25 protein-coding genes and 1 pseudogene are annotated in these 21,453 nt (G+C 39.5%); 10 read left to right on the top strand and 16 right to left on the bottom strand.

Translation table 11 applies throughout. From position 1 onward, the window contains the following. Positions 1 to 20 precede the first annotated feature (20 nt). Both I6F48_RS16710 and I6F48_RS16705 read right to left on the bottom strand, forming a co-directional pair. Entirely contained in the window at positions 21 to 515 is a 495-nt protein-coding gene (locus tag I6F48_RS16710; RefSeq protein WP_007584950.1) for a hypothetical protein, read from the bottom strand. Then, positions 505 to 1,245 (bottom strand): SURF1 family protein, encoded by a 741-nt coding sequence (locus I6F48_RS16705; RefSeq protein WP_197119879.1) that lies wholly within the window; start codon positions 1,243 to 1,245, stop codon positions 505 to 507. The genes I6F48_RS16710 and I6F48_RS16705 overlap by 11 nt, the downstream gene beginning before the upstream one ends. A 14-nt stretch (positions 1,246 to 1,259) precedes the next feature. Between I6F48_RS16705 and I6F48_RS21510 the strand changes: the two genes are divergently transcribed. Then, positions 1,260 to 1,568, top strand: coding sequence for a DUF2909 family protein (locus tag I6F48_RS21510; protein ID WP_076916441.1), 309 nt, complete (start codon positions 1,260 to 1,262; stop codon positions 1,566 to 1,568). On the opposite strand, the gene I6F48_RS16695 is transcribed toward I6F48_RS21510, so the two are convergent. The 5 genes from I6F48_RS16695 to lexA all read right to left on the bottom strand — a co-directional run bounded on the left by I6F48_RS16695 (position 1,471) and on the right by lexA (position 6,758). Beyond that, entirely contained in the window at positions 1,471 to 2,346 is an 876-nt protein-coding gene (locus I6F48_RS16695) for a cytochrome c oxidase subunit 3 (RefSeq protein ID WP_024594298.1), read from the bottom strand. The genes I6F48_RS21510 and I6F48_RS16695 overlap by 98 nt on opposite strands. A 46-nt stretch (positions 2,347 to 2,392) precedes the next feature. Beyond that, positions 2,393 to 2,923: a cytochrome c oxidase assembly protein gene (locus I6F48_RS16690; RefSeq protein WP_197119878.1), complete on the bottom strand. Its 531-nt coding sequence runs from the start codon at positions 2,921 to 2,923 to the stop codon at positions 2,393 to 2,395. After that, positions 2,923 to 4,515, bottom strand: a complete 1,593-nt coding sequence (gene ctaD, locus I6F48_RS16685) for a cytochrome c oxidase subunit I (protein ID WP_007584944.1) — start codon at positions 4,513 to 4,515, stop codon at positions 2,923 to 2,925. Before ctaD ends, I6F48_RS16690 begins: the two co-directional genes overlap by 1 nt. Then, entirely contained in the window at positions 4,515 to 5,657 is a 1,143-nt protein-coding gene (gene coxB, locus I6F48_RS16680; RefSeq protein WP_024594300.1) for a cytochrome c oxidase subunit II, read from the bottom strand. The genes ctaD and coxB overlap by 1 nt, the downstream gene beginning before the upstream one ends. 483 nt (positions 5,658 to 6,140) lie before the next feature. Beyond that, positions 6,141 to 6,758, bottom strand: coding sequence for a transcriptional repressor LexA (lexA, locus tag I6F48_RS16675; protein WP_007584941.1), 618 nt, complete (start codon positions 6,756 to 6,758; stop codon positions 6,141 to 6,143). Positions 6,759 to 6,925: 167 nt separating this feature from the next. Here lexA and I6F48_RS16670 point away from each other — a divergent pair, with 167 nt between their 5' ends. After that, the gene (locus tag I6F48_RS16670; RefSeq protein WP_007584940.1) at positions 6,926 to 7,366 is read left to right on the top strand and encodes a PaaI family thioesterase; all 441 of its coding nucleotides are present in this window, start codon (positions 6,926 to 6,928) and stop codon (positions 7,364 to 7,366) included. Here I6F48_RS16670 and I6F48_RS16665 read toward each other — a convergent pair whose 3' ends face one another. Beyond that, positions 7,367 to 7,747 (bottom strand): hypothetical protein, encoded by a 381-nt coding sequence (locus I6F48_RS16665; RefSeq protein WP_197119904.1) that lies wholly within the window; start codon positions 7,745 to 7,747, stop codon positions 7,367 to 7,369. It abuts the gene before it with no gap. A gap of 313 nt (positions 7,748 to 8,060) precedes the next feature. Between I6F48_RS16665 and I6F48_RS16660 the strand changes: the two genes are divergently transcribed. Beyond that, positions 8,061 to 8,786, top strand: a complete 726-nt coding sequence (locus I6F48_RS16660; protein WP_197119877.1) for a hypothetical protein — start codon at positions 8,061 to 8,063, stop codon at positions 8,784 to 8,786. Between the two features lie 75 nt (positions 8,787 to 8,861). Here the strand turns inward: I6F48_RS16660 and I6F48_RS16655 are convergent, their stop codons facing one another. Together I6F48_RS16655 and I6F48_RS16650 are read right to left on the bottom strand one after the other, a co-directional pair. Beyond that, positions 8,862 to 9,182 (bottom strand): chaperone modulator CbpM, encoded by a 321-nt coding sequence (locus tag I6F48_RS16655; RefSeq protein ID WP_002959626.1) that lies wholly within the window; start codon positions 9,180 to 9,182, stop codon positions 8,862 to 8,864. Beyond that, on the bottom strand, positions 9,182 to 10,150 hold the full coding sequence (locus I6F48_RS16650) for a DnaJ C-terminal domain-containing protein (protein WP_007584935.1): 969 nt from the start codon (positions 10,148 to 10,150) through the stop codon (positions 9,182 to 9,184). Before I6F48_RS16650 ends, I6F48_RS16655 begins: the two co-directional genes overlap by 1 nt. A gap of 231 nt (positions 10,151 to 10,381) precedes the next feature. Between I6F48_RS16650 and I6F48_RS16645 the strand changes: the two genes are divergently transcribed. The 3 genes from I6F48_RS16645 (at position 10,382) to I6F48_RS16635 (ending at position 13,110) form a co-directional block, all read left to right on the top strand. Next, a complete protein-coding gene (locus tag I6F48_RS16645) occupies positions 10,382 to 11,035 on the top strand; it encodes an endonuclease (RefSeq protein ID WP_197119876.1) in 654 nt (217 codons plus the stop codon). A 99-nt stretch (positions 11,036 to 11,134) separates the two neighbouring features. Continuing rightward, on the top strand, positions 11,135 to 12,739 hold the full coding sequence (locus tag I6F48_RS16640; protein WP_197119875.1) for a S41 family peptidase: 1,605 nt from the start codon (positions 11,135 to 11,137) through the stop codon (positions 12,737 to 12,739). Continuing rightward, positions 12,739 to 13,110: a hypothetical protein gene (locus I6F48_RS16635; protein WP_197119874.1), complete on the top strand. Its 372-nt coding sequence runs from the start codon at positions 12,739 to 12,741 to the stop codon at positions 13,108 to 13,110. Before I6F48_RS16640 ends, I6F48_RS16635 begins: the two co-directional genes overlap by 1 nt. Positions 13,111 to 13,190: 80 nt before the next feature. On the opposite strand, the gene hmpA is transcribed toward I6F48_RS16635, so the two are convergent. Genes hmpA through I6F48_RS16620 form a run of 3 tightly spaced genes read right to left on the bottom strand, consistent with a single transcriptional unit; the run spans position 13,191 to position 15,894 of the window. Further along, entirely contained in the window at positions 13,191 to 14,372 is a 1,182-nt protein-coding gene (gene hmpA / locus I6F48_RS16630; RefSeq protein WP_165729063.1) for an NO-inducible flavohemoprotein, read from the bottom strand. A gap of 20 nt (positions 14,373 to 14,392) precedes the next feature. Further along, complete coding sequence (locus I6F48_RS16625) at positions 14,393 to 15,625, bottom strand: NnrS family protein (RefSeq protein WP_197119873.1); 1,233 nt, start codon at positions 15,623 to 15,625, stop codon at positions 14,393 to 14,395. A gap of 2 nt (positions 15,626 to 15,627) precedes the next feature. Continuing rightward, complete coding sequence (locus I6F48_RS16620; protein ID WP_197119872.1) at positions 15,628 to 15,894, bottom strand: hypothetical protein; 267 nt, start codon at positions 15,892 to 15,894, stop codon at positions 15,628 to 15,630. A 160-nt stretch (positions 15,895 to 16,054) separates the two neighbouring features. Here I6F48_RS16620 and norR point away from each other — a divergent pair, with 160 nt between their 5' ends. Then, entirely contained in the window at positions 16,055 to 17,611 is a 1,557-nt protein-coding gene (gene norR / locus I6F48_RS16615) for a nitric oxide reductase transcriptional regulator NorR (RefSeq protein ID WP_165729060.1), read from the top strand. Between the two features lie 32 nt (positions 17,612 to 17,643). On the opposite strand, the gene I6F48_RS16610 is transcribed toward norR, so the two are convergent. Beyond that, positions 17,644 to 18,543, bottom strand: coding sequence for a LysR family transcriptional regulator (locus I6F48_RS16610; RefSeq protein WP_007584924.1), 900 nt, complete (start codon positions 18,541 to 18,543; stop codon positions 17,644 to 17,646). 119 nt (positions 18,544 to 18,662) lie between these two features. Between I6F48_RS16610 and I6F48_RS16605 the strand changes: the two genes are divergently transcribed. Beyond that, a complete protein-coding gene (locus I6F48_RS16605) occupies positions 18,663 to 19,229 on the top strand; it encodes an NADPH-dependent FMN reductase (protein WP_165729059.1) in 567 nt (188 codons plus the stop codon). 21 nt (positions 19,230 to 19,250) lie between these two features. Here I6F48_RS16605 and I6F48_RS16600 read toward each other — a convergent pair whose 3' ends face one another. Beyond that, positions 19,251 to 19,691, bottom strand: coding sequence for a tellurite resistance TerB family protein (locus I6F48_RS16600; protein ID WP_007584919.1), 441 nt, complete (start codon positions 19,689 to 19,691; stop codon positions 19,251 to 19,253). Positions 19,692 to 19,790: 99 nt separating this feature from the next. Here I6F48_RS16600 and I6F48_RS16595 point away from each other — a divergent pair, with 99 nt between their 5' ends. Then, on the top strand, positions 19,791 to 20,171 hold the full coding sequence (locus tag I6F48_RS16595; RefSeq protein ID WP_024591701.1) for a hypothetical protein: 381 nt from the start codon (positions 19,791 to 19,793) through the stop codon (positions 20,169 to 20,171). 2 nt (positions 20,172 to 20,173) lie between these two features. Here I6F48_RS16595 and I6F48_RS16590 read toward each other — a convergent pair whose 3' ends face one another. Then, complete coding sequence (locus tag I6F48_RS16590) at positions 20,174 to 20,767, bottom strand: hypothetical protein (protein WP_165729058.1); 594 nt, start codon at positions 20,765 to 20,767, stop codon at positions 20,174 to 20,176. 145 nt (positions 20,768 to 20,912) lie between these two features. On the opposite strand from I6F48_RS16590, the pseudogene I6F48_RS16585 reads away from it, so the two are divergent. Further along, positions 20,913 to 21,248, top strand: a pseudogene (locus tag I6F48_RS16585) (sugar O-acetyltransferase); the annotation flags it as partial. Positions 21,249 to 21,453: the final 205 nt, after the last annotated feature.

Below are 21,453 nucleotides of genomic sequence, written 5' to 3'. Positions count from 1 at the left end.
CCAACTTAAGCTCAACTTAGTTAGCTAGAACGAGAATAGTTAAGTAATTTTTTTAGATCTTTTAATAACCCTTTTTGTACTAAACGGTTTTCTTGTGGCTCGACCTTAAAGGGATATTCAAGTACCACTAACCCCATATGATCAATCAAATACAAACTTGCAGGATTTAAACTCTGTTGCTCGGTAATAATTTTCCATGGTAGGTTTTTATTGTCGGGACTTCCCATTACAGCCATATCAACCTTGCCTTGGTTTTTACCAAGTGCCACATATAAATTATTAAGTGCATTGAGTTGTTCGCTGCATGGGGTGTTACATTCGTTTGAATAATTAAGTGCGATAGTCCATTGCTTGGGATTATTTTGCGGCCAATTTTTAAGTTTTATTTCTTGGCTTAAAAACTCGCCATTATTAGTAATTGCAGTAGGCAACCAATCAAACTTTAATGCGCCATATGCCAAAATTAATGGGATAGCGCAGCAGCCCACAAACAACACAAGGGGGTTATTTTTCATTATGTGTCCTTTTTTTACTCGCAAAAATAGCCACAACAGCACATGCAATAGCAATTAAAAACCATTGCACAGCGTAGGCATTATGCTTTTGAGGGCTCATAACAACTGCCTCATAATGAGGTGTTGCAATCTCATCACCAGTACCTTGTCTGTAAGCCATAAAATTAATTAATGATTGCTGGCTTTGAGTGTTCAGCATATTCAAGTCGATAGATTGGATTCTTGTAGGCAAGTCGTTATTTATAGTTTTATCTTCAAGCGTAAAGCTACTTAGGTTATTTTCTTTTATTTGCGCTTTAAGAATAAAAACACCTGTAGGCAGAGTAACCTTTGGCAGTGTATCTCTAGATATAGGCGCTTTTACCCATCCTAAATTAACTAAAATCACTTTTTCTTCGCTGGCTGGCTTTAGTAAAGCAAGTAGGTCGTACCCTACTTGTCCGTTATAAACTTGATTATCTAAAAGCCAATATTGGTTTTGTACAAACCGCCCTTTTAACTCAACCAATACACCTGTTTTGTTCCAGCTATCAGGCAGGTTATGTAATTGAGACCAACTCATCACACCACGAGTATGTTGCTTAGCAATAGCGGTTAGTTGCTGCTGTTTTTGCTCACCCCGCTCCAACTGCCAAAATCCTAGTCGCACACACACAAGTACAACAACCACAACCATACAAAGTGTGATTAGTGAACTAAGCTTTTGTTTGTACCATAAAACTAACTGCATAAAGGGTCAACTCAGTGATTATTAAAATTATTATCGTACTGTTGTTAATATTTATACTTTTTAACTTATTTAGAGCATTGTTTATTATGGTGTCAGGGAAAACTGGGGGACGACCTATGTCTCACTTTTTAGGTCGTCGCGTATTGTTTTCGGTCGTTGTTTTAGTTGTTGTTATTGCAGCGCTTAAACTTGGTTTTATTAAAGCAAATAATTCGCCAATAAACGCTACAGCACATATACAAATACAAACAAACACAGCCACACCACATCAACAAAGTGCCAATACCAAGCAGCTGCTTGAAAAGCAAAATGCTTATCTTTAGTAAAGTGCCCTTTTAATATCCGTAAAAATATTACAAATAAAAGTACGGTTCCTAACGTTACATGCATGCCATGAAAACCAGTCAATAAAAAGAACGTATTACCGTAAATGCCCGCATCTAGCGTTAGGTTAAGGTCATTATATGCATGCATGTACTCCTCAACTTGCAGCCCTAAAAAGCAAACGCCCAATAAAATAGTAGCGCCTAAAAAAACTTTAAGTGGAGTGCGTTTATTGTTTTCCATCGCTACGTGGGCAAAATGTAAAGTAACTGAGGAAGTAAGCAGTATTAAGGTATTTATAAGCGGTAAGCCTTGCCAGCCCATAGCTTGAGTAGTTTCACCAGCAGGTGTTGAAACTAGCGGCCAAACAGCTTCGAAAGTTGGCCATAAAACCTCGTTAGTCATTGCATTATTGCCTGCGCCTCCAAGCCAAGGTACCGACAATACGCGTGCATAAAAAAGCGCACCAAAAAAGGCCATAAAAAACATAACTTCAGAAAAAATAAACCAGCTCATACCTTGTCTAAAAGAGCGATCCATTTGTGCTGAGTACAAACCTTGGTCCGATTCATTAATTACATTTTTAAACCAGCTAAACAACATATACACAAGTACAGCAATACCGGCATAAAGCAGATAAACCCCGCTACCACCTTCTTTACCTACACTCATAACAGTCAAGCCTGCCCCTACTGCAATAAAAAACAATGCAACAGCACCTACAATAGGCCATGGGCTTTGCTCAGGTACGTAATAATGCTCATATTCTTGATTCATTTTATTTACTCCTAGTTTCACACTAGTTTCACACTAGTTTAAAAAGCTAGTTGTTACTTGCCACCAGCTGTTCACTAATATCAAATACGGTATAAGATAAAGTTAATTCTTCAATATCGCTCGGCAGTGCGGTATCAACATAAAAAAGTAATTTAAATTCAAGTTCTTCCCCTGCTTTTAGAGGTTGCTGATCAAAGCAAAAACAGGCTATTTTGTGTAAATACTTTGCCGCTTTACCTGGCGAGACTGATGGTATAGCCTGCATTACTTTATCTAGGTTGCTGTTATTTTTAGCACTAAACATTACTTCACGCATTGCACCGGGTTTTACCACTACACTGTATTCTTTTGATTTAACTTCAAACGGTGCACCACTTTGTGCGTGAGTAGTAAAGCTAACGCCGACTTCTCGGTTTTGTACTATTTGTGTACTTTGCTCTGCTTGCTCAAGCGAAGGTTTTCCATTAAGCCCTGTTACATCACAAAACACGTCATACAAAGGTACTAAAGCAAAGGCAAAGGCAAACATGCCTATGCAAATAAGTACCAAACGTTTGAGTAGCGGTGCGTGTGTCATTACTTAATTACCGGCGGCGTAGAAAAAGTATGATATGGCGCTGGAGAGTCAACTTCCCACTCAAGCCCTTCTGCCCCTTCCCATACTTTTGCAGGCACTTTATCACCGCCACGCGCGCATTTAATTACCACAGCTACAAACAACAATTGCGATAAACCAAAGGCAAATCCACCAATACTTATGATTGCGTTAAAGTCGGCAAATTGAAGTGCATAATCGGGAATTCGACGCGGCATACCGGCAAGCCCTACAAAATGCATAGGAAAAAACAATACGTTCACACTCACCAGCGATAGCCAAAAATGCCATTTAGCTAGCGTGATATTAAACATATTGCCCGTCCACTTGGGCAGCCAGTAATAGGCCCCCGCCATTATCGAAAATACAGCCCCTGTTACTAATACATAATGAAAATGCGCCACTACAAAATAAGTATCGTGGTACTGAAAGTCAGCAGGTGTAATTGCCAGCATCAAACCCGAAAAGCCACCTAAGGTAAACAGCACAATAAACGCAATACTAAAAAGCATTGGCACTTCAAAAGTTATTGAGCCTTTCCACATTGTGGCAACCCAATTAAATACTTTTACTCCTGTAGGTACCGATATAAGCATGGTCGCATACATAAAAAACAACTCGCCAGCGACCGGCATCCCAGTGGTAAACATATGATGAGCCCATACAATAAAGCTCAATAGTGCTATGGAGGATGTGGCGTATACCATTGAGGCATAGCCAAAAAGTTTTTTACGAGAAAAGGTAGGTACTATTGTAGATATAATGCCAAAGGCAGGAAGAATCATTATGTATACTTCGGGATGACCAAAAAACCAAAAAATGTGTTGGAACATCACCGGGTCGCCACCGCCTGCGGCATCAAAAAAGCTGGTCGCAAAATACTTATCGGTAAGTACCATAGTGACAGCCCCTGCAAGCACTGGCATTACCGCTATTAATAAAAAGGCAGTAATTAACCACGTCCATACAAATAAGGGCAACTTCATCCATGTCATGCCTGGGGCACGTAAGTTCACTATGGTTACAATCACATTGATTGCGCCCATTATTGAACTAATCCCCATAATATGTACGGCAAATACAAACAATGCAGTATTATCATTACTGTATGTTGTAGACAGTGGTGCATAAAAAGTCCAACCAAATGCAGGACCCCCACCAGGCATAAATAACGATGCCAATAGGATTAAAAACGCAAACGGTAAAATCCAAAAGCTCCAGTTATTCATTCTTGGCAATGCCATATCTGGCGCGCCAATCATGAGTGGTATCATCCAGTTAGCAAGGCCAGTAAAGGCCGGCATAACCGCACCAAACACCATAATTAAACCATGCACGGTGGTCATTTGATTAAAAAAGTGAGGATCGACCAACTGTAAACCTGGTTGAAATAATTCAGCTCTGATCACCATGGCCATTCCACCACCAATTAAGAACATGGTCAGCGAAAAAATTAAATATAAACTACCTATATCTTTATGATTAGTTGTGTAAAGCCAGCGTTTAAAACCCTTAGCTGGGTGATGAGCATGATGAGCTTCATTGGCGTTAGGTTGTTCTACTATGCTACTCATTAGTTCGCCTCCACTTTGGCATCAAGTGCTGCCTGTATTTGACTCGGTTGAATAACATCACCCGTATCATTACCCCACGCATTACGTTTATAAGTAATAACCGCTGCTAATTGCTTTATAGATAACTGTTTGGCAAATGCTTGCATTGCCGTACCAGGTCGTCCATGGATAACTACATCAATGTGATCTTTTATATCGCCAAGCACTATAGGACTGCCTTTAAGTGCAGGAAATACACCCGGTAACCCCATGCCAGTAGGCTGATGACATGCAGCACAATTGGCCATATATACTTGTTCGCCTAAAGTCATTAATTCTTCTTTTGGGAGGGTTTTATCAAGTAATGCGGCATCTGCTAATGCTGCTTTTTGTTTAGCCTGCTTTGCATCTGCAAGCCATGTTTTAAAATCAGCCTCAGATTTAGCGACCACCACAACGGGCATAAAGCCATGATCTTTACCACACAACTCAGCACATTGGCCTCGGTAAGTACCTTCTTCGTTTATGTTCGTCCATGTTTCGTTTATAAAGCCGGGATTCGCATCTTTTTTAACTGCAAAATCAGGTACCCACCAAGAGTGAATAACATCGTCAGAAGTCATTAAAAATCGTACTTTTTGATTTATTGGCAGTACGAGAGGCTTATCAACCTCAAGTAAGTAGTTAGGATTTTTATCTGCAAGATTCGCGATTTCATCTTGCGGGGTAGATAAAATAGAGTAAAACTCTACATCTTCACCCATATATTCATAATGCCATTTCCATTGCGAGCCTGTAATTTTAATAGTGAGATCAGCTTTGCTGGCATCTTCCATTGCAATTAGGGTTTTAGTGGCTGGTACTGCCATAGCAATTAAAATAACAAACGGGATTGCAGTCCAAAGTATTTCTACTTTAGTGCTTTCGTGAAATTGGGCAGGTACAGCCCCTTTAGATTTACGGTGATGAATAAGTGCCCAAAACATAATTGCGAACACTATCACCCCAATCACACAACATATTATAAATATGGTCATGTGCAGCTGATATACATTATTGCTTATATCGGTTACGCCTTTGCGCATATTGTATTGGCTGTTAGCCAAAACTGGGTGCGAAAAAACACATAATATAAGCCACAAGGTAGAGGTCAGTTTACCCATGTGACGGCTCCTTTGATGCTATTGCGAATGCAAAGCGAAGAGGCATACGGCTTAAACGCCAATTCGTTATTTTTATTTTTTTAGTCAATCTCATTTAATATTGATTGGTTTTGCTGCGCCAACAACGGGTTTGTGTATATTGTGTGTTCTCAAAACTAAAAAGCTGTGAGTTATTATTAGCTCAGCACATTAATAATTAGCTAAAAAATGAACAACAAGCAAGTTTTAGTATAAAAAACAATCAGGTGATATTGAGTAATTAATAAAAAATCAGTAACCAACTAGGTAACAGGAAGTTCAAAAGATGAGCAAAACAAAGGGGTTTAACGCATTCGGAGGGGGAAAATATAAGTGCAAAAAAGTTTACAGCTTAAATTGTCAGTGAGCTATTTATGCCCTATTTTTAGTGCGAATTTAAAACAGAAAATGCGTACTAATTAGTACGCATTTATAAAACTGCTTGTTTAAAAGCTATTTTTAAAGTCACATCCAATCAGCGTTTCTTATAACGCCAACGGCTAAGCCTTCAATATTAAAAGACTCATTCTCAAGATCTACTTCAATAGATTCAAAATCGTCGTTTTCAGCATGAAGTAATACTTTACGACCCGCTTTCTCAAGACGTTTTACAGTTACGTCTTCGTCTAGGCGGGCAACAACAACTTGCCCGTTTTCAGCGGTTTGAGTACGATGCACAGCAAGTAAATCACCATCCATAATACCAATATCTTTCATGCTCATACCGTTAACGCGTAGTAAAAAATCTGCAGCCGGTTTAAACATTAATGGATCGATTTTGCAGTGACTTTCAACGTGCTCTTGCGCCAAAATAGGTGAACCAGCAGCAACACGCCCTATAAGCGGTAAACCTAATTGTTCTGGCTCTTCTTCTTCAATTAACTGAATACCACGGCTTGCACCTGGTTTCATTTTAATTGCGCCTTTTTTAGCAAGTGCTTTTAAATGTTCTTCAGCAGCATTGGCACTTTTAAAACCTAATGTTTGCGCTATTTCAGCACGTGTAGGAGGCATACCAGTGTCTTTAATAAAAACTTTAATTAGTTCGAGTATTTGAGCTTGGCGGTTCGTTAATGGTCGCATACAACTGGTTTTCCATACAGTACATTTAACTGTGAGTATATACAGTTAAATAAAAATCGCAAATTTAAATTAAGCCTTAAAATAGCCAAAGTAATTTCACTTGTGTACATTTTAGGGATATAACTAACGCTAGGTTTATAAATGATTAAAAAAGCAAAGGAGTCATTATGAGTATTTGGTACCAGCCCATCACTTTAGAGCTGTGCAAGCAGTTAGAACAAGGCATTGATGGCCAAGGAACATTAATGAAAACCATGGGAATAGAAGTCACTGAAATTGGTGATGATTACTTAGTAGCCACTATGCCGGCAATTCCTGAGCATCATAACCCAATGGGAATGGTTCACGGCGGTGCTAACGTTGTACTTGCCGAAACAGTTGCCAGCTATGCAGCTAACTTTGTTGTCGATTTTACAAAATTTTACTGCGTGGGGCAGGAAATTAGCGCAAGTCATTTAAAAGCATCTCGCAACGGCACTTTAACAGCAACGGCAAGAGCGTTTCATATTGGCAAACGTAGTTCAGTGTGGGAAATAAAAATTACAAATAGCCGCAATGAGCTGTGCTGCGTATCAAAAATGACCGCAGCAGTCGTAGAGCGAAGATAGTTACTTTTCGATTGGGTAAATTGTAATTTCCATACCCGCACCAATCGCAGATATACGTAGTAATGTATCTGCATCTAAGGCTTGATTAAAGCACTTAGGGGAAGTGCCTGATTCAAAACCAATATCAAACGTTCTACGTGAACAGCTTAACCATTGCTTTAGCGCGTTACGCGAACACGATTCAATAAGCTCACATATATGGTTTATTGCTTTGTCAGGCGTGTTTACTATACCTGTTGCTTCAATACGCGCTAATTGACGGTATTCGTCTTTGTCATAATGTAAAATCGTCGCGACTTTTTTCAAGTCTGCCACTAGCAAACTAATATCTTGCTTTGATTCAAGCTCAAGATCTACATTTAAAAATTGAATTTCCGGCATCGTTTCGTATTTATCCTCTAATAATTTCATTGCAAACTTTAACGCAGTTTTACCGTTATACCAAATCAACTATGCTCTATTAACCACTTTATATAGATATTTCGCAGCTTTTAAGTATTTTTTAGCGTTTAAAGCTAGCTGGATATCAAACACTCAGCTCAATTAAACAAATAAGTCATGTTAGCAATTTAAGTGTAATCTTTTTTATTTTTAAATGATTACAGTAAGCTATAGTTTAAACTGCGACAAAATGTCGCAGTAACTAATCCCATTAATGTAATAAACTAGCCTCTAAAAATAATAAGACTAAAACATGAATAAAAAAATATTTAAGTATGCTCGCAAGTTACATAAATGGCTCGGTTATTTGCTCACATTACAAATTTTAGCTTGGCTATTAGGCGGTTTAGTCATGAGCGCTATTCCTCTTGATAAAGTTCATGGGGAGCATCTTGCAACACGTACTCTTAATAACCCATTTACGCAGGCTGATTATATTGCCTCCCTTAACGATATTGCACCTCAGGTGGTTAATCCAACACAAATAATTTTTGAGAACTTTTTAACCACACCTATAATTACAGTAATAAATAAAGATGAACAGCAAAGCTTTAACGGTATAACAGGCCGGCCCTTTGAGCCGCCAACTAAAATACAAATTACCGCAAATGCTAAAGCACACTTACTTATTGATGCTCAAGTGACAAGCGCTGTACTGCTAAAGCAAGGTATGCGAGAAGTTGGATATAAAACCAATGTTTGGCAGGTACAATTTGACGACACATTTAACACAACACTGTATTTGTCAGAAAATAACGGCAAAGTTATCACCGTTCGCAGCACACTATGGCGAATTTTCGACTTTTTTTGGATGTTACATATTATGGATTACGATGAGCGAGAGGATTTTAATAATCCGCTGCTTATTAGTTTTGCAGCAACCAGCGTACTTTTTTGCCTAAGTGGAATATTACTACTTATGCAAAACATACGACTAAAACGATTTATCCGAATTAAAAGTAAGAATAAATCAAAGTAGTCATATTGGTTTTTAAGAACTAGCGCACTCTCACCAAAGAGTAAATAAGCCCTAGGAAATACCCAAGGGCAGATTTTATTCCAAGTGTTTAAATCGACTCAAATGTCGCTTTAACATTTCGTTTTCGAAAATCAACTCATCACGCTCATCCAGCAATTGTAAAACTAAAGCTATTGCCGACCAATCTAACGAAAAGTCATGTTGAATACGGGCCGCTTTTTTAACTAAGGTCACTGCAGATACCGTAAATTGCCACTGCGTAACGTGCTCCCCCTCAATTGGAACCGCAATATTGTGCTCAACTAGCTCATATAAAATTGCTTCGCTAATATCACTACTCAAACATAGCTCTTTGCTAGTAAGTAAATCATCTTTTTGTGTCACGATAATTTGCATTATGGCTTGCTCCAGTTATTACGGGGATCAAAGTGAGCTTTTTCGGCTAATTCTTCCCAAAGTTTTTTACTGGTATCATCAACAGATGTTGGATTAACAATTTTAAGCACAGCAAATAAATCACCTTTGGCTTTTTTACTCATTAATCCCTTACCTTTAATACGCAAGCGTTGACCAGACTGACTATTAGATGGAATAGTTAATTGGATTTTGCCTGCCAACGTAGGTAAATTTATTTTTGTACCAAGAGCCGCTTCCCATGGTGCAAGAGGGACGACTATATTTAGGTTATGACCTTCAACATCAAATAATGGGTGGGGCACTAAACTAATTTGTAAGTACAAATCGCCATTTTGCCCGTTCGCTGACCCTAATCCGCCTTGCCCTTTTAGTCGAATTCGTTCGCCATTTACTGAGCCTGCGGGAATTTTCACTTTAAGTGATTTTTTAATTTCAGAGACACGACCACTACTATCTCGCTGCGGTAACATAAACTCAACAGGCTTAACGGTATCAACTAAAGTCTCTTCAAGAAAAATCGGGAACTCTATTTCCACATCTTGTCCTTTTTGCGCGCGAGCGGCGTTACTTCTGCTCTGCCCGGAACGATTGAATCCACCGGCGCCGCCAAACATTGAATTAACAAAATCAGAAAACTCTTGATCGGTTTGAGGATCGCTTTGCTGATAATTACTTTGCGATGAGGCATTGTTACCACCATAATTACCTTGCTGTTGACGAGCACGATTTTGTTGATGACGACGTAACTCGTCGTATTTAGTGCGTTCTTCTTTGTTATGAATGACTTCGTAAGCTTCTGCTATTTCTTTAAACTTATCTTCTGCTTGAGGCTCTTTGCTTACATCTGGGTGATATTTTCTGGCTAACTTTTTATAAGCTACTTTAACCGCTTTATCGTCTGCATCAGGCGATATTCCAAGCACTGCATAATAATCAACAAATTTCATTTGCAATCCAAATCCCCATATTGAGTAAGCTTTAAGCATACTCCTTAACGTATAATCTTGTGTGGTTAAAATACGATAAATAGTAAGAAATAAATGAATAGTGAAAATAACTTTGAATAAAAAATTAATCGGACACTTTTTAGTAATATAAGTGCAGGCCTTAAGTTAACTTTATCTTTTATCTTCAAGGCTTTAAACTGCCTGTTCCTGTAGTTCACATTTGTGATGGATATGACTCGATTTATTCTGGCCTTACTGGCTTGTTGTGTGTGCGTTTCGGTATCAGCCGAACAATTTACCCGTTTTTCAACAGCTAAAAGACATTTAATTAAAACCCTCCCTGACAACGCCAAAAGTATTTACTGCGGTTGTGATATTAAAAAAGAAGGCAAAAAACTCGTTCCTGATCCTTCTAACTGTGGTTACATTCCTCGAAATACACTTACCCGCTCAGGCAAAGTAAATGTGCGAGCACTACGCATTGAGTGGGAACATATTGTTCCGGCGTGGGAATTTGGTCATCAGCTACAATGTTGGCAAGATGGCGGACGTAAAAACTGCCGTAAAGTAAGTGCTAAATTTAGAAAAATGGAAGCTGATATAAATAACTTAGCGCCAGCTATTGGCGAAATTAATGCCGATCGCTCTAATTATCGTTTTGGCATGCTTAGCGAAAACGCCACACAGTATGGTCGCTGCGAAGTAAAAGTAAACTTTAAGCAACGTGTAGTTGAACCGCCTGTCTATGCACGTAAACGTATAGCCGACACTTACGCTTACATGCAGAAAACATACGGTTTAAAAATCTCTGATAAACAGCAAAAGTTATTTAATGCGTGGAAAAAGCAAGCATTTGCAGATACAAGTAGTGCGAGCAAGCTCTAAGCTTTAACACTCATTTACATAAATCAAAGTTATAAATGTTGAATAAACGAGCGAGTGTTGTAATATTTTAAACAACTTATTTACAGAAAGTCCTTAACTATGTTTAAAAATAATAAAACCTCGCTTGCCATTTTTGCAGCACTTTCGGGCTTTGCTTTAACGGGTTGTGGCGGCGGAGGCGGTATCGACTCTGCTCCTGTAGTTACAACACCTGTTAGTAGCAGCCCAACATGGACAGCGGCGGTATTTGAGCCCTCTAACGATTTAAAAAACTTTTGCGAAACCCCTCGTACGGGTAACGATCCCTTTAATAACAACAACCCCTACCCAGATCAAGCGGGTTCTGCCCTTTATGAAAAGCTCTGGCTTCGCTCTTGGAGCGACGAAACCTACCTTTGGTATGATGAGATTGCCGATAACGACCCTGAAAGCTTTACAACAGTAGCCGATTACTTCGCTCAATTAAAAACAGAGCAGCTTACCGACTCAGGGGCAAAAAAAGATAACTTTCATTTTTCAGAACCTACTGAAGATTACTTTCAAGAAGCGCAATCGGGCGTTACTTCTGGTTACGGTATAAATTGGGCGTTTATTGGCGATACAGCCGACCGTATTTTACGCGTCGCTTATCTTGAAGATGATTCACCTGCAAGCCAAATAGGCTTTCAACGTGGTGATACTGTACTTTCAGTTGACGGTGTTAGCATTAATACCAATACAGAGTCGGGTGTAGATACGCTTAACGAAGGTTTATTTAGTCCTACTAACGGCGACTCACATACTATTGTTGTACGCAGTAACGATGGCGCCGAAAAAACATTTAATGTAACCGCTGGTAATATTGAACAAACACCTGTTCAAAATGTTAAAACGATTACAACCGCAAATGGTTCAAGCGTGGGTTACATGCAATTTAATAGCCATATAAGCATTGCCCAAGAAGGACTTATTGATGCGGTAAATAAGTTTAAAACCGATGGTATTGATGAGCTTGTAATCGACTTTAGATATAACGGTGGTGGTTTATTAGCACTGTCGGCACAATTAGCTTATATGGTTGCCGGTAATGCCAACGTTAACAACCGCTTTTATTATCAAACTCAACAAAACGATAAACAACCTGTTGATTCGCCTTTTCCATTTATTGATGAAGAAATAGATTACTCTACTTTTTTTAGCACAGGTGAAAACCTACCTGATTTAAACCTATCAAAGGTTTATGTATTAAGCACATCAGGCACCTGTTCGGCATCAGAAGCTTTTATTAATGGTTTAAAAGGTATAGACGCAGAAGTTATTTTAATTGGCGACACAACCTGCGGTAAGCCCTATGGCTTTACCCCAACTCATAACTGCGCAACAACCTATTACACTATTCAGTTTAGTGGCGTAAATAGCAAAGGATTTGGCGAATACGCTGCGGGTTTTACACCAACCCCTACTCCACAATTTGATGCTGATGTTCAAGGTTGTGAAATTGAGGACGACTTTGATCATCAGTTAGGCGACAGTGACGAGGCCGTTTTAGCCACCGCATTATTTCATGTTGAAAATGGCAGTTGTCCAGTTAGAACGGCTGCTGCAAAAGCAGAACCAGCTAATTTTTCAAGCTCTCGTGAATCTCTCATTCCTTTAAATATGCCGGTACAATTTACCCAGCGTAATATGGACTTAACTTGGCCAACGCTGGGTGAGGAAAGGTAATGGCTAAATTATTACTCCCATTAGCCACCTTGCTCGCTTTAGGCGGATGCCAAAGTGTAGATAATGAGCCTGCTAAACCCGCTATATTAACGAGCGTTAATCCCAGCGTTATTACAACACTACAACAGGCAATTCAACAAGCTAAGGGAGGCACATTAGTAACACTTGCCGATTCGGTATTTACTAAACGTAGCGAACTGCTAATTGATCATGCAATGAGTAAAGGGTCTGATGGCAGAGTAATTATGGGCGCGCATAATATAAAATCTGAGAAGTTTATTTTGCAACTACGTAATAACCAATGCGAGCTTTACTATCCTAAAAAAGAGCTTACTACAGTACTTGAAGGTGTTACCTGTAAAGAGTTATAAGGCACTTTATTAATGTTTATAAATTAATAAAAAAGGCGCGCAGCATATCGCTGCGCGCCTTTTTCTATTTTAAAGCGTTATTACAAGTCTTGATGCGGACCAAACACTTCATAATGAATCTGCTCGTTTTTAACACCTAATTCAAGTAACTGGTTTTTTATAAATGCCATAAAACCGGCAGGACCACATAAGTAAAAGTCACCATTACTCAATGGTAGCTGTGCTTGTACTGCGTTTAGGTTCATTAACCCAGTAAAGTCAGCGCCCTCTGTCGCTTGGTTAAACCACGTCATTGTTTGTAAACGGTTATAAACTGCATTTAACTCATTTAAATATTTTGAAAACGAATGCTGCTGAGTATTTTCGCAGGCATGTAAATACATAATCTCTTGATTAGAGTTGTCACTTAATAACGTTTCAAGCATAGCCAGCATTGGCGTTTGCCCAACACCTGCTGAAATGAGTACCGCTGGGTTTGTGTTATTGCGTAAAAAGAAGTCTCCTGCCGGCGGGTATAACTCAACAATAGTGCCTTGCTCTAATGAGTGTAAATAATTAGACACCATGCCAGGCTTTGGCTGTAGCTCTTTTTTAACACTAATACGGTAGTTTTTAGCGTTACTTTTTTGCGAAATAGAATACTGGCGAATTTCTTCATATTCAGCGCCCTCTGGCTTAACTTTAATACCTAAATACTGCCCTGGTTTATGTGTAATAACAGCTTCGCCATCAACTGGCGTAAGTGTAAAGCTCGTTACTAGTTCTGATTCAGCCTGTTTGTTGGTTATTTCAAATTGGCGAGTTCCCGCCCAACCACCGTGTTTATTTTTACTGTGCTCATACAAAGCAGCTTCTTCGGTTATACAAATATCAGCAAGTACGCCGTAAGCTTCGCGCCAAGCGTATTCAACATCGGGAGTAAATTGCTCAGGAATAAGCTCTTTTAAAGTACCAATTAAATGCGCACCTACAATAGGATAATGCTCAGGTAAAATATTCAAGCTTGTATGCTTATGATTAATACGTGTTAGCGCTTCTTTTAATACGGCTAAATTATCAATATTTTGTGCATACGCAGCCAATGCATTAAAAAGTGCAAATTGCTGACGACCTGTATCTTGATTCGCCATATTAAAAATATTTTTAAGCTCAGGATTATGGCTAAATAAACGCTTATAAAAATGATCGGTAACAACCGTACCCGCCTGCGCTAATAACGGAACTGTGCTTTTTACAATCTCAATGGTTTTATCAGATAACATATGTGTTTCCTATGGATGAACTAACCACGACGCCCATCAACACGACGCCGCGTTAATATAGGTGTGCAGTGAATTAAAAATAATGAAAAAGCCACTAACCACAGCAAAGCACTTATTTGCCAAGCAAGGTGAGGCCCAATAATAAAAGGGAGTAATGAACGAGTAATAGCGGCCACAAGCAAAAACGCAAAAGCAACAGCCATGTAATGAGGAATAGCGAGTGTCCGCCCTGTATGACCATGTGATACACGCGTCATCATTGCTAAAATCATCGTACCTATTGTGCCAATAGTGATTAAGTGCAGCGCATCTTTAAATTGTATTGCACTGCTATAAAAGCTAAATGCAACCATCATTAACCCTACGCCTAACGCTAAGTAGGATAAATGTAAAGACCATAACAACGGCACTCTCAATACCTTGCTATCCCACCAAAAACCTGCCCTGACCAGGTGAAGCGCAGCAACAGTTGCAACAACTAACGCAGGATTAATCGTGTTCAAAAACAACTTGTTGATGAAAAATAAAGTGATAGCCAAAATAGATAAATACATAACAGCTTTATCTATTTTAGGAGTGCGAACTTGTGCGGTTAAACCTAGACCTTTAGCGGTAAAAAATGGTAAAACGCGACCCGCAACAATGCCAACTAGTAAAGTAATGACCAGTACTGCGGTATCAACCACACCAAGTGCAAGCTGCATGTTTTTCTGTAAAATGAGTATTAAATACAATACATTGAGCCCACAAAGCACAGCCAAAATAGCTAAAAACGGATAGTTACTTTTGCTATTGGCTTTTAATAACATATTAGCCAACGCGGCTATGGCGCCTAACCACCAAATAACTTGTAATGTAAGTGCAGCATATAAATTAAAATGAGTAATATCAGGCAATATCACAAAAAAAGCTAAGCGCGCTGCAAGCCATATAAACGTAAGCCACATAAGGGCTTTGCCACTTATGCTCGGCATGCCTGTCCATGTTTGTGCAGCGGTAAGTAAAAAGCCAACAGCTACAACTCCTGCAAAGCCAAACAGCATTTCGTGCGCGTGCCATAATGTCGCAGGTATCGATAAGTGCCAACTTGCATGGCCTGTTAAAATAAGTAGCCAATACCCCACCGACAAAAATGCCAATAAGCCACCGCCTAAAAAGAAAGGTCTAAAAGCGAGCATCCATAATGGCCATTGAGATACTTGATGAATAGCAACGCGTGCTGGCATTGGCTCAGTTAAGTTTATAGGGCGCATTATCATACCTCCTGCCCTAAACCATGTTGTGCAACACAGCGCAGTACGTAACTTACTTTTAAAATAGCAGCAATAACAATAGTGCCAATATGAGCTGATACTTGCACCGCCATGGAAAAGTACTCAGCAAACGGGTAGCTAATTAAAGTACTTGCCGTAATACACACTAAACTCACAGCCAATGCAGTATTGGCAGCAAATAATACTGTTTCGTATAGTGAACTAAACTGTGTTTGATTATTTAAATTATTCAGCATTAGTGTGTTCATAGCGATCTCTGTAACTAACTACGTTACTTAGCTATTACACATACTGTGCCAACAAATTTAATTAATTAAATTCAATAAGTTAAATTAAACCACTTTACAGTATGAGTCTTTATGACCTACTATAAATTAACTCATAAAAACACAAACAGGTCATTTTGACATGAACCAGCAATTCAACCTTACCCAAGTTGCTCTAGAGCTTGCTCAAAGTACACTGCACGAGCATAGTTTTGATCAATTACTAGCAACGGTTGAGCGGGTGATTCCTAGTGATGCAAGTGCGTTATTAGTGCTTCAGGGTGAGCAATTAAAACCACTGGCAATTAAAGGATTAATGTCCGACAGTCTTGGCAGGCGATTTAAGATAGTAGAACACCCTCGTCTAGAAGCTATTTGCAAAAGCACACTCGCGCTACAATTTGCGCACGACTGCCCACTACCCGATCCATACGACGGATTGCTATTAGCTAAAACCGGCGACATACCGGTACATGCATGTTTAGGTTTACCTCTTTATGATAAAAACGCGCTACTTGGCGTACTTACGTTTGATAGCCTTAACGCCAATGCATTTAACAGCATAAGCGCTGATACACTCAATACTTTACAAACACTGTGTAGTGCGCACTTTAAAACAGCTTTAGAGCTTGCCCATTACAAACAGCATGCACAGCACTCAAGTGCATTAGTGCAAGAACTAAATCGTGAAGCGTTAACACGAGATGGCGGTGAAATTATTGGTCAAAGTCCGCTAATGCAAACACTTAAAAACGAAATTAAACTCGTTGCAGCATCTAACTTTAGCGTGCTTATATTAGGTGAAACAGGAGTAGGGAAAGAGCTTGTAGCGCGTAATATTCACTTAAATTCAGCTCGAAAAGATCAACCGCTTATTCACTTAAATTGTGCATCGCTTCCTGAGAACCTTGCTGAAAGTGAATTTTTTGGTCATGCGAAAGGGGCTTTTACAGGCGCACAAAATTCGCGCCAAGGTAAATTTCAATTAGCTGATGGCGGCACGTTATTTTTAGATGAAATAGGCGAACTGCCCCTGACCATGCAAAGTAAACTATTACGAGTGCTACAAAGTGGCGAAATACAAACGGTAGGAGAAGACACGCCAAAGTACGTAGATGTACGCGTAGTTGCCGCAACCAACAGAAATTTAAAAGAAGAAGTAGCTCAAGGTCGCTTTAGAGCCGATTTATACCATCGCCTCAGTGTCTACCCTATTACTGTGCCACCACTTAGTAAACGCGAGCACGACATAACACTCTTAGCTGGTTATTTTATTGAGCAAACAGCCCGTAAATTAGGGATAAAACAATTAAAACTAAGCCCTGAAGCGCAAGTACTGCTTAATCAGTACAACTGGCCAGGTAACGTTCGCGAGCTTGAACATGTTATTAGTCGCAGCGCCCTAAAAGCAAAACAAAGCCAATGGCAAAATCCAATAATAACCATTACAAGCGAGCACTGTGATTTAACCCCAAGTGCGCCACAAAACTCTCTAGTAGCAAGCCAAAGTACAACCAACACCTTAATCAACCAACCTTTAAAGCAAGCTGTAGAATCGTTGCAATACAACGTAATTACCGAGCAATTAAAGAAGCATAACTACAACTGGTCAGCAGCAGCAAGAGTACTTGAATTAGATAGAGCTAACTTAGTACGCTTGGCTAAACGCCTAGGCATAGAAGTAAAAAAAACACTATAATCATTTAAAACACAGCTAAAATGCTGCTAAAACTATTGATTAGCAGCTAACTTACTAAAGTGTGTTTTTAACAACCCTGCAAAAGCTTGTACTTTAGCAGTGCGATGTACTAGGTGATGCGTGACTAACCATACATCGGTAGGCCAGCTTAACTCACTGTGTAATATAGGTACTAAATCAGAATATTGCGCCGCTACGTCATGCTGTAATCCGCCAATGCCTAGCCCTTTAATTATTGCACGAGTCGCTTCTGCGGTTTCAGATACTCGCAGCTTAATTTGCGATGCAGGAATATGTTCATCAGCCCATGCAAAATAAGGCACGCGGGCATTAAAACCCGCCACACCCGATACAAAATTATGTTGTTGTAAATCACTTAATAATTTAGGCATCCCGTACTTATTAATGTAACGTTTATTAGCGTATAAACCCGATGATAACTGCGCTAAATGCTGAGCAATATAATCGCCTTCATCAGGCCTTGGGCCTGCACGAACTGCAATATGTGCTTGTCCGTGATCGAGCCTTAACCTTTTTTGTTCTAAAATAACTTCTAACTGCACTTGCGGATGTAATGCCTGAAATTGCTCACATACATCACCAAGTACATCCATAAAGCCACTTACCGTCGTTAGCAATAAACTCCCTCTAAGGGTGCTATCGGCTGCTGCTATATCGTTATGTAACTGCTCTAAGGAGCTATGGATAGTTTGTGCTGTTTCAAATAACTTGGTGCCAATTTCAGTAACCTTGTAACCACGAGCATGGCGATGAAAAAGGCGTGCATTTAAGTTTTTTTCAAGATTATTAATTCGCCTAAGTACTGTGCTGTGGTGCACATTAAGCTCTTCTGCTGCTGCCGTTAACGTGCCTAATCGTGCTACTTCAAACGCTACTTTAACGTCTTGCCAATCTTCAAATTTTATCGCCATTCTGCTTACCTTATACTTATGTGCATTTACGCACACAAGTGTTGCGTTTATTGGGGTTTTCTACAAGCAAAATTTTGCTACATTAGCGTTGTAAGTTTAAACACTAAAAGGTCACTAGCATGTCAGCACCAAAAATTATCGCCCTAGCAGGAAGTCTTCGACAAGAAAGCTTTAATCAAAAAATTATTAATGAGGCAGCACGTTTTGCTCTACAAACAGGTGCTGAAGTAGAAGTAATAAAACTAAACGAATTAAACATCCCACTATTTAACGAAGATATTGAAGCGCAAGGTACCCCAAGCGATGTACAGCTTTTAAAAGACAAACTACGTGCAGCTGACGGTATTTTACTAGCAAGCCCAGAGTACAACGGATCTATAACTGCAGCACTTAAAAATGCGATTGATTGGGCATCGCGCACGGAACAAGGTGCTGTTCCTGCTTTTCGCAATAAAGTAGTGGCGCTGTTTTCAGCATCACCAGGTGGACTTGGTGGGTTACGCGGTTTAAATCATGTACGTGATATATTAAGTGGTATTGGATCGTTAGTGCTTGCCGATCAACTTGCAGTACCCGCTGTACAGACATTGTTTGATGAAAATGGGCAAATTAATGAACCTGTTACTACAGAGCGAGTATCGGCGCTTGCTCATCAGTTAGTAAGCGTTGCAAGTAAGTTAAGGTAACTTGCACGCCTAAATAACTAATTACTTTGTCGCCGCGAGTTTTGCGGCGATAAAATCGGTATGCGTTACATATAAAAGCCCTGCTACTTTACGTATTACGTAGTCTTCTTGGGGATCTATTTCTCCATCGGCATACGCTAAGCGCCATAATAACTCTATTATTTCAATTCGCTGCGCCGCGCTGCAATGCTCATTAATCTGTTTTGAAAACTGAAAGTAATCTATCGAATCATCTAAGCTGCTTGCCGCGTTATTAGTAAGCTCATTAACCTCAATATCTGTTAAATTAAAATACTTTTTTAAGGTTACAGTCAGGGTTCGTTGTTCATCATGTTCAAGCTTGGTATCTGCACGCATAACTTCAATTAATAATGCAGCAACAGCTGTTTTTAAATCGTGCTCTTGCATACTTGGCTGCTGTTCATCGAATACAGCAAAAAGTTGTTTTATTTGTTTGAACATCACACTTTCCCTTTTTGGGTGTTAGACTAATACGTAAAGAAATCGACTTTATTACTCTTATTAATGGGTATAAAGTTCGCAAATTAAAGGATACATTTTATGAAAGGAATAAACGCACCACGCTTATTTATAGGCGCTACACTGGTGGCCCTTTCAAGTGCAAATACTGCACTTGCTGAAAAAGCCGAAACAGAGAAGCTCTACGACTTTGACAACAAAGTGCATTACTACCAAACAAAAATTGGCGAAGACAACTATAAAATAGAAATCCAGTCAGACGATTACAAACACTTTACCAATCAAAGTGTATTTTTATTACGCCATGCGGACCGTCTATGCCGCGGCAATACCTTTATGTTGAAAATACTTGAAGGCGTGCAAGAGTACGAGCGCTTTCCAACAAAACCACGTGCTTACCAACCAGATTTAAGTGTTTTACTACAATGCGAAACTAAAGAAGATACAAACAAGGGTAAGTAGCCTTAGTCTTTATAACCCCAAGGTGCTGATGGTGGAGTAATCGGTTTAGTTAAATCAAAATCCACCTTAAACTCACGTCCTTGGCGAATTAATCGATAAGTAAATACTTCTGGGTAAATATACATTTGCCATGTATTACCTACAGACTGTGCAATGCCTTCTTTCACGAATAACTCTTTAGAGTATTGGTCTGCTGGAAACGACTGCATTTGCGCGAACCCTGCATCAAGCGTATGGCCACCATACATAGTTGATGTGTCGTCTGTTCCGTCTTTATGACGATGATCGTGCTTTAAACTCAAGCCACTACCCGTTTTAGTTATGATCCACGTACGTGATGCATCGTCTCCTACATGAAACGGCACTTGTAACTCAGTCTCGCTACATTTACGTACATGCATAACCAGCTTTTTATCTGTAAATGAGCTTGGCCCTTTCGCGTTATCTACCGCTACTTCACCTTCAAAAGCTTTACCGCAATGCGCTGCAATACTATTAAAAAAGGCATTATGAGTAGGAATAGACACTAACGGTGCAGGGCGTGCAAAAGCTGTCGATGAAGCAACTATTAAGGTTGCTGCAGTTAATAATTTCATATGTTTCTCGTTATAGTTATTTTAAAACACCTGTAATAGTACAGTTTTCTTAAGTACTTTATTAGAAGTATCTATATAAAATTTAGAACAAGACAACTAGGTAAAACTACTAAATAGCGATTAACGACTAAATATCTCAGCCTTCATTAACAATCCTACTTTTATAAATATTAATTACACACCTCAACTAGCCACTGGCCAATTATTTAATCACCATTTGTGATGCCTGCTTAATTGGCCCGAACGTTCAGCTTTTAGCTGTGTCACATGCTACTAATCCAGTAAAAAGGCTTAGTAAGAAAACTTTGCAGCGCCTATCGCGTTAGCCAATAACGCATGGGTTGGCACAGGTGTAATTATTTTAGAGGGTGTGAGTATTGGTGAAAACAGTATTGTGGGTGCGGGTGCTGTCGTTACTAAAAATGTAATGCCTAATACCGCAGTAGCGGATAATCCAGATCGTGAAATAAGAACACTGTAGTTATTCTCGATGTGATTTTAACGTTGGGAGTCGCTACGCTCGACCTACATGCTAGGTGTTGACGAGTGTACATTAATTGCACGCATTTTACTTTTCTGCAGACGTAAAAAAGCCCGAATCGTTAGATTCGGGCTTTCTACAATTTGAAGCCTGGTAATGTCCTACTTTCACATAGCAAATGCTACACTATCATCGGCGCTGTTTC

The organism is Pseudoalteromonas sp. SWYJ118, assembly GCF_015864505.1.
GTDB lineage: Bacteria > Pseudomonadota > Gammaproteobacteria > Enterobacterales > Alteromonadaceae > Pseudoalteromonas > Pseudoalteromonas arctica.
Note: the sequence above shows the minus strand (reverse complement) of the source record. Positions and strands in the feature narration are given on the sequence as shown.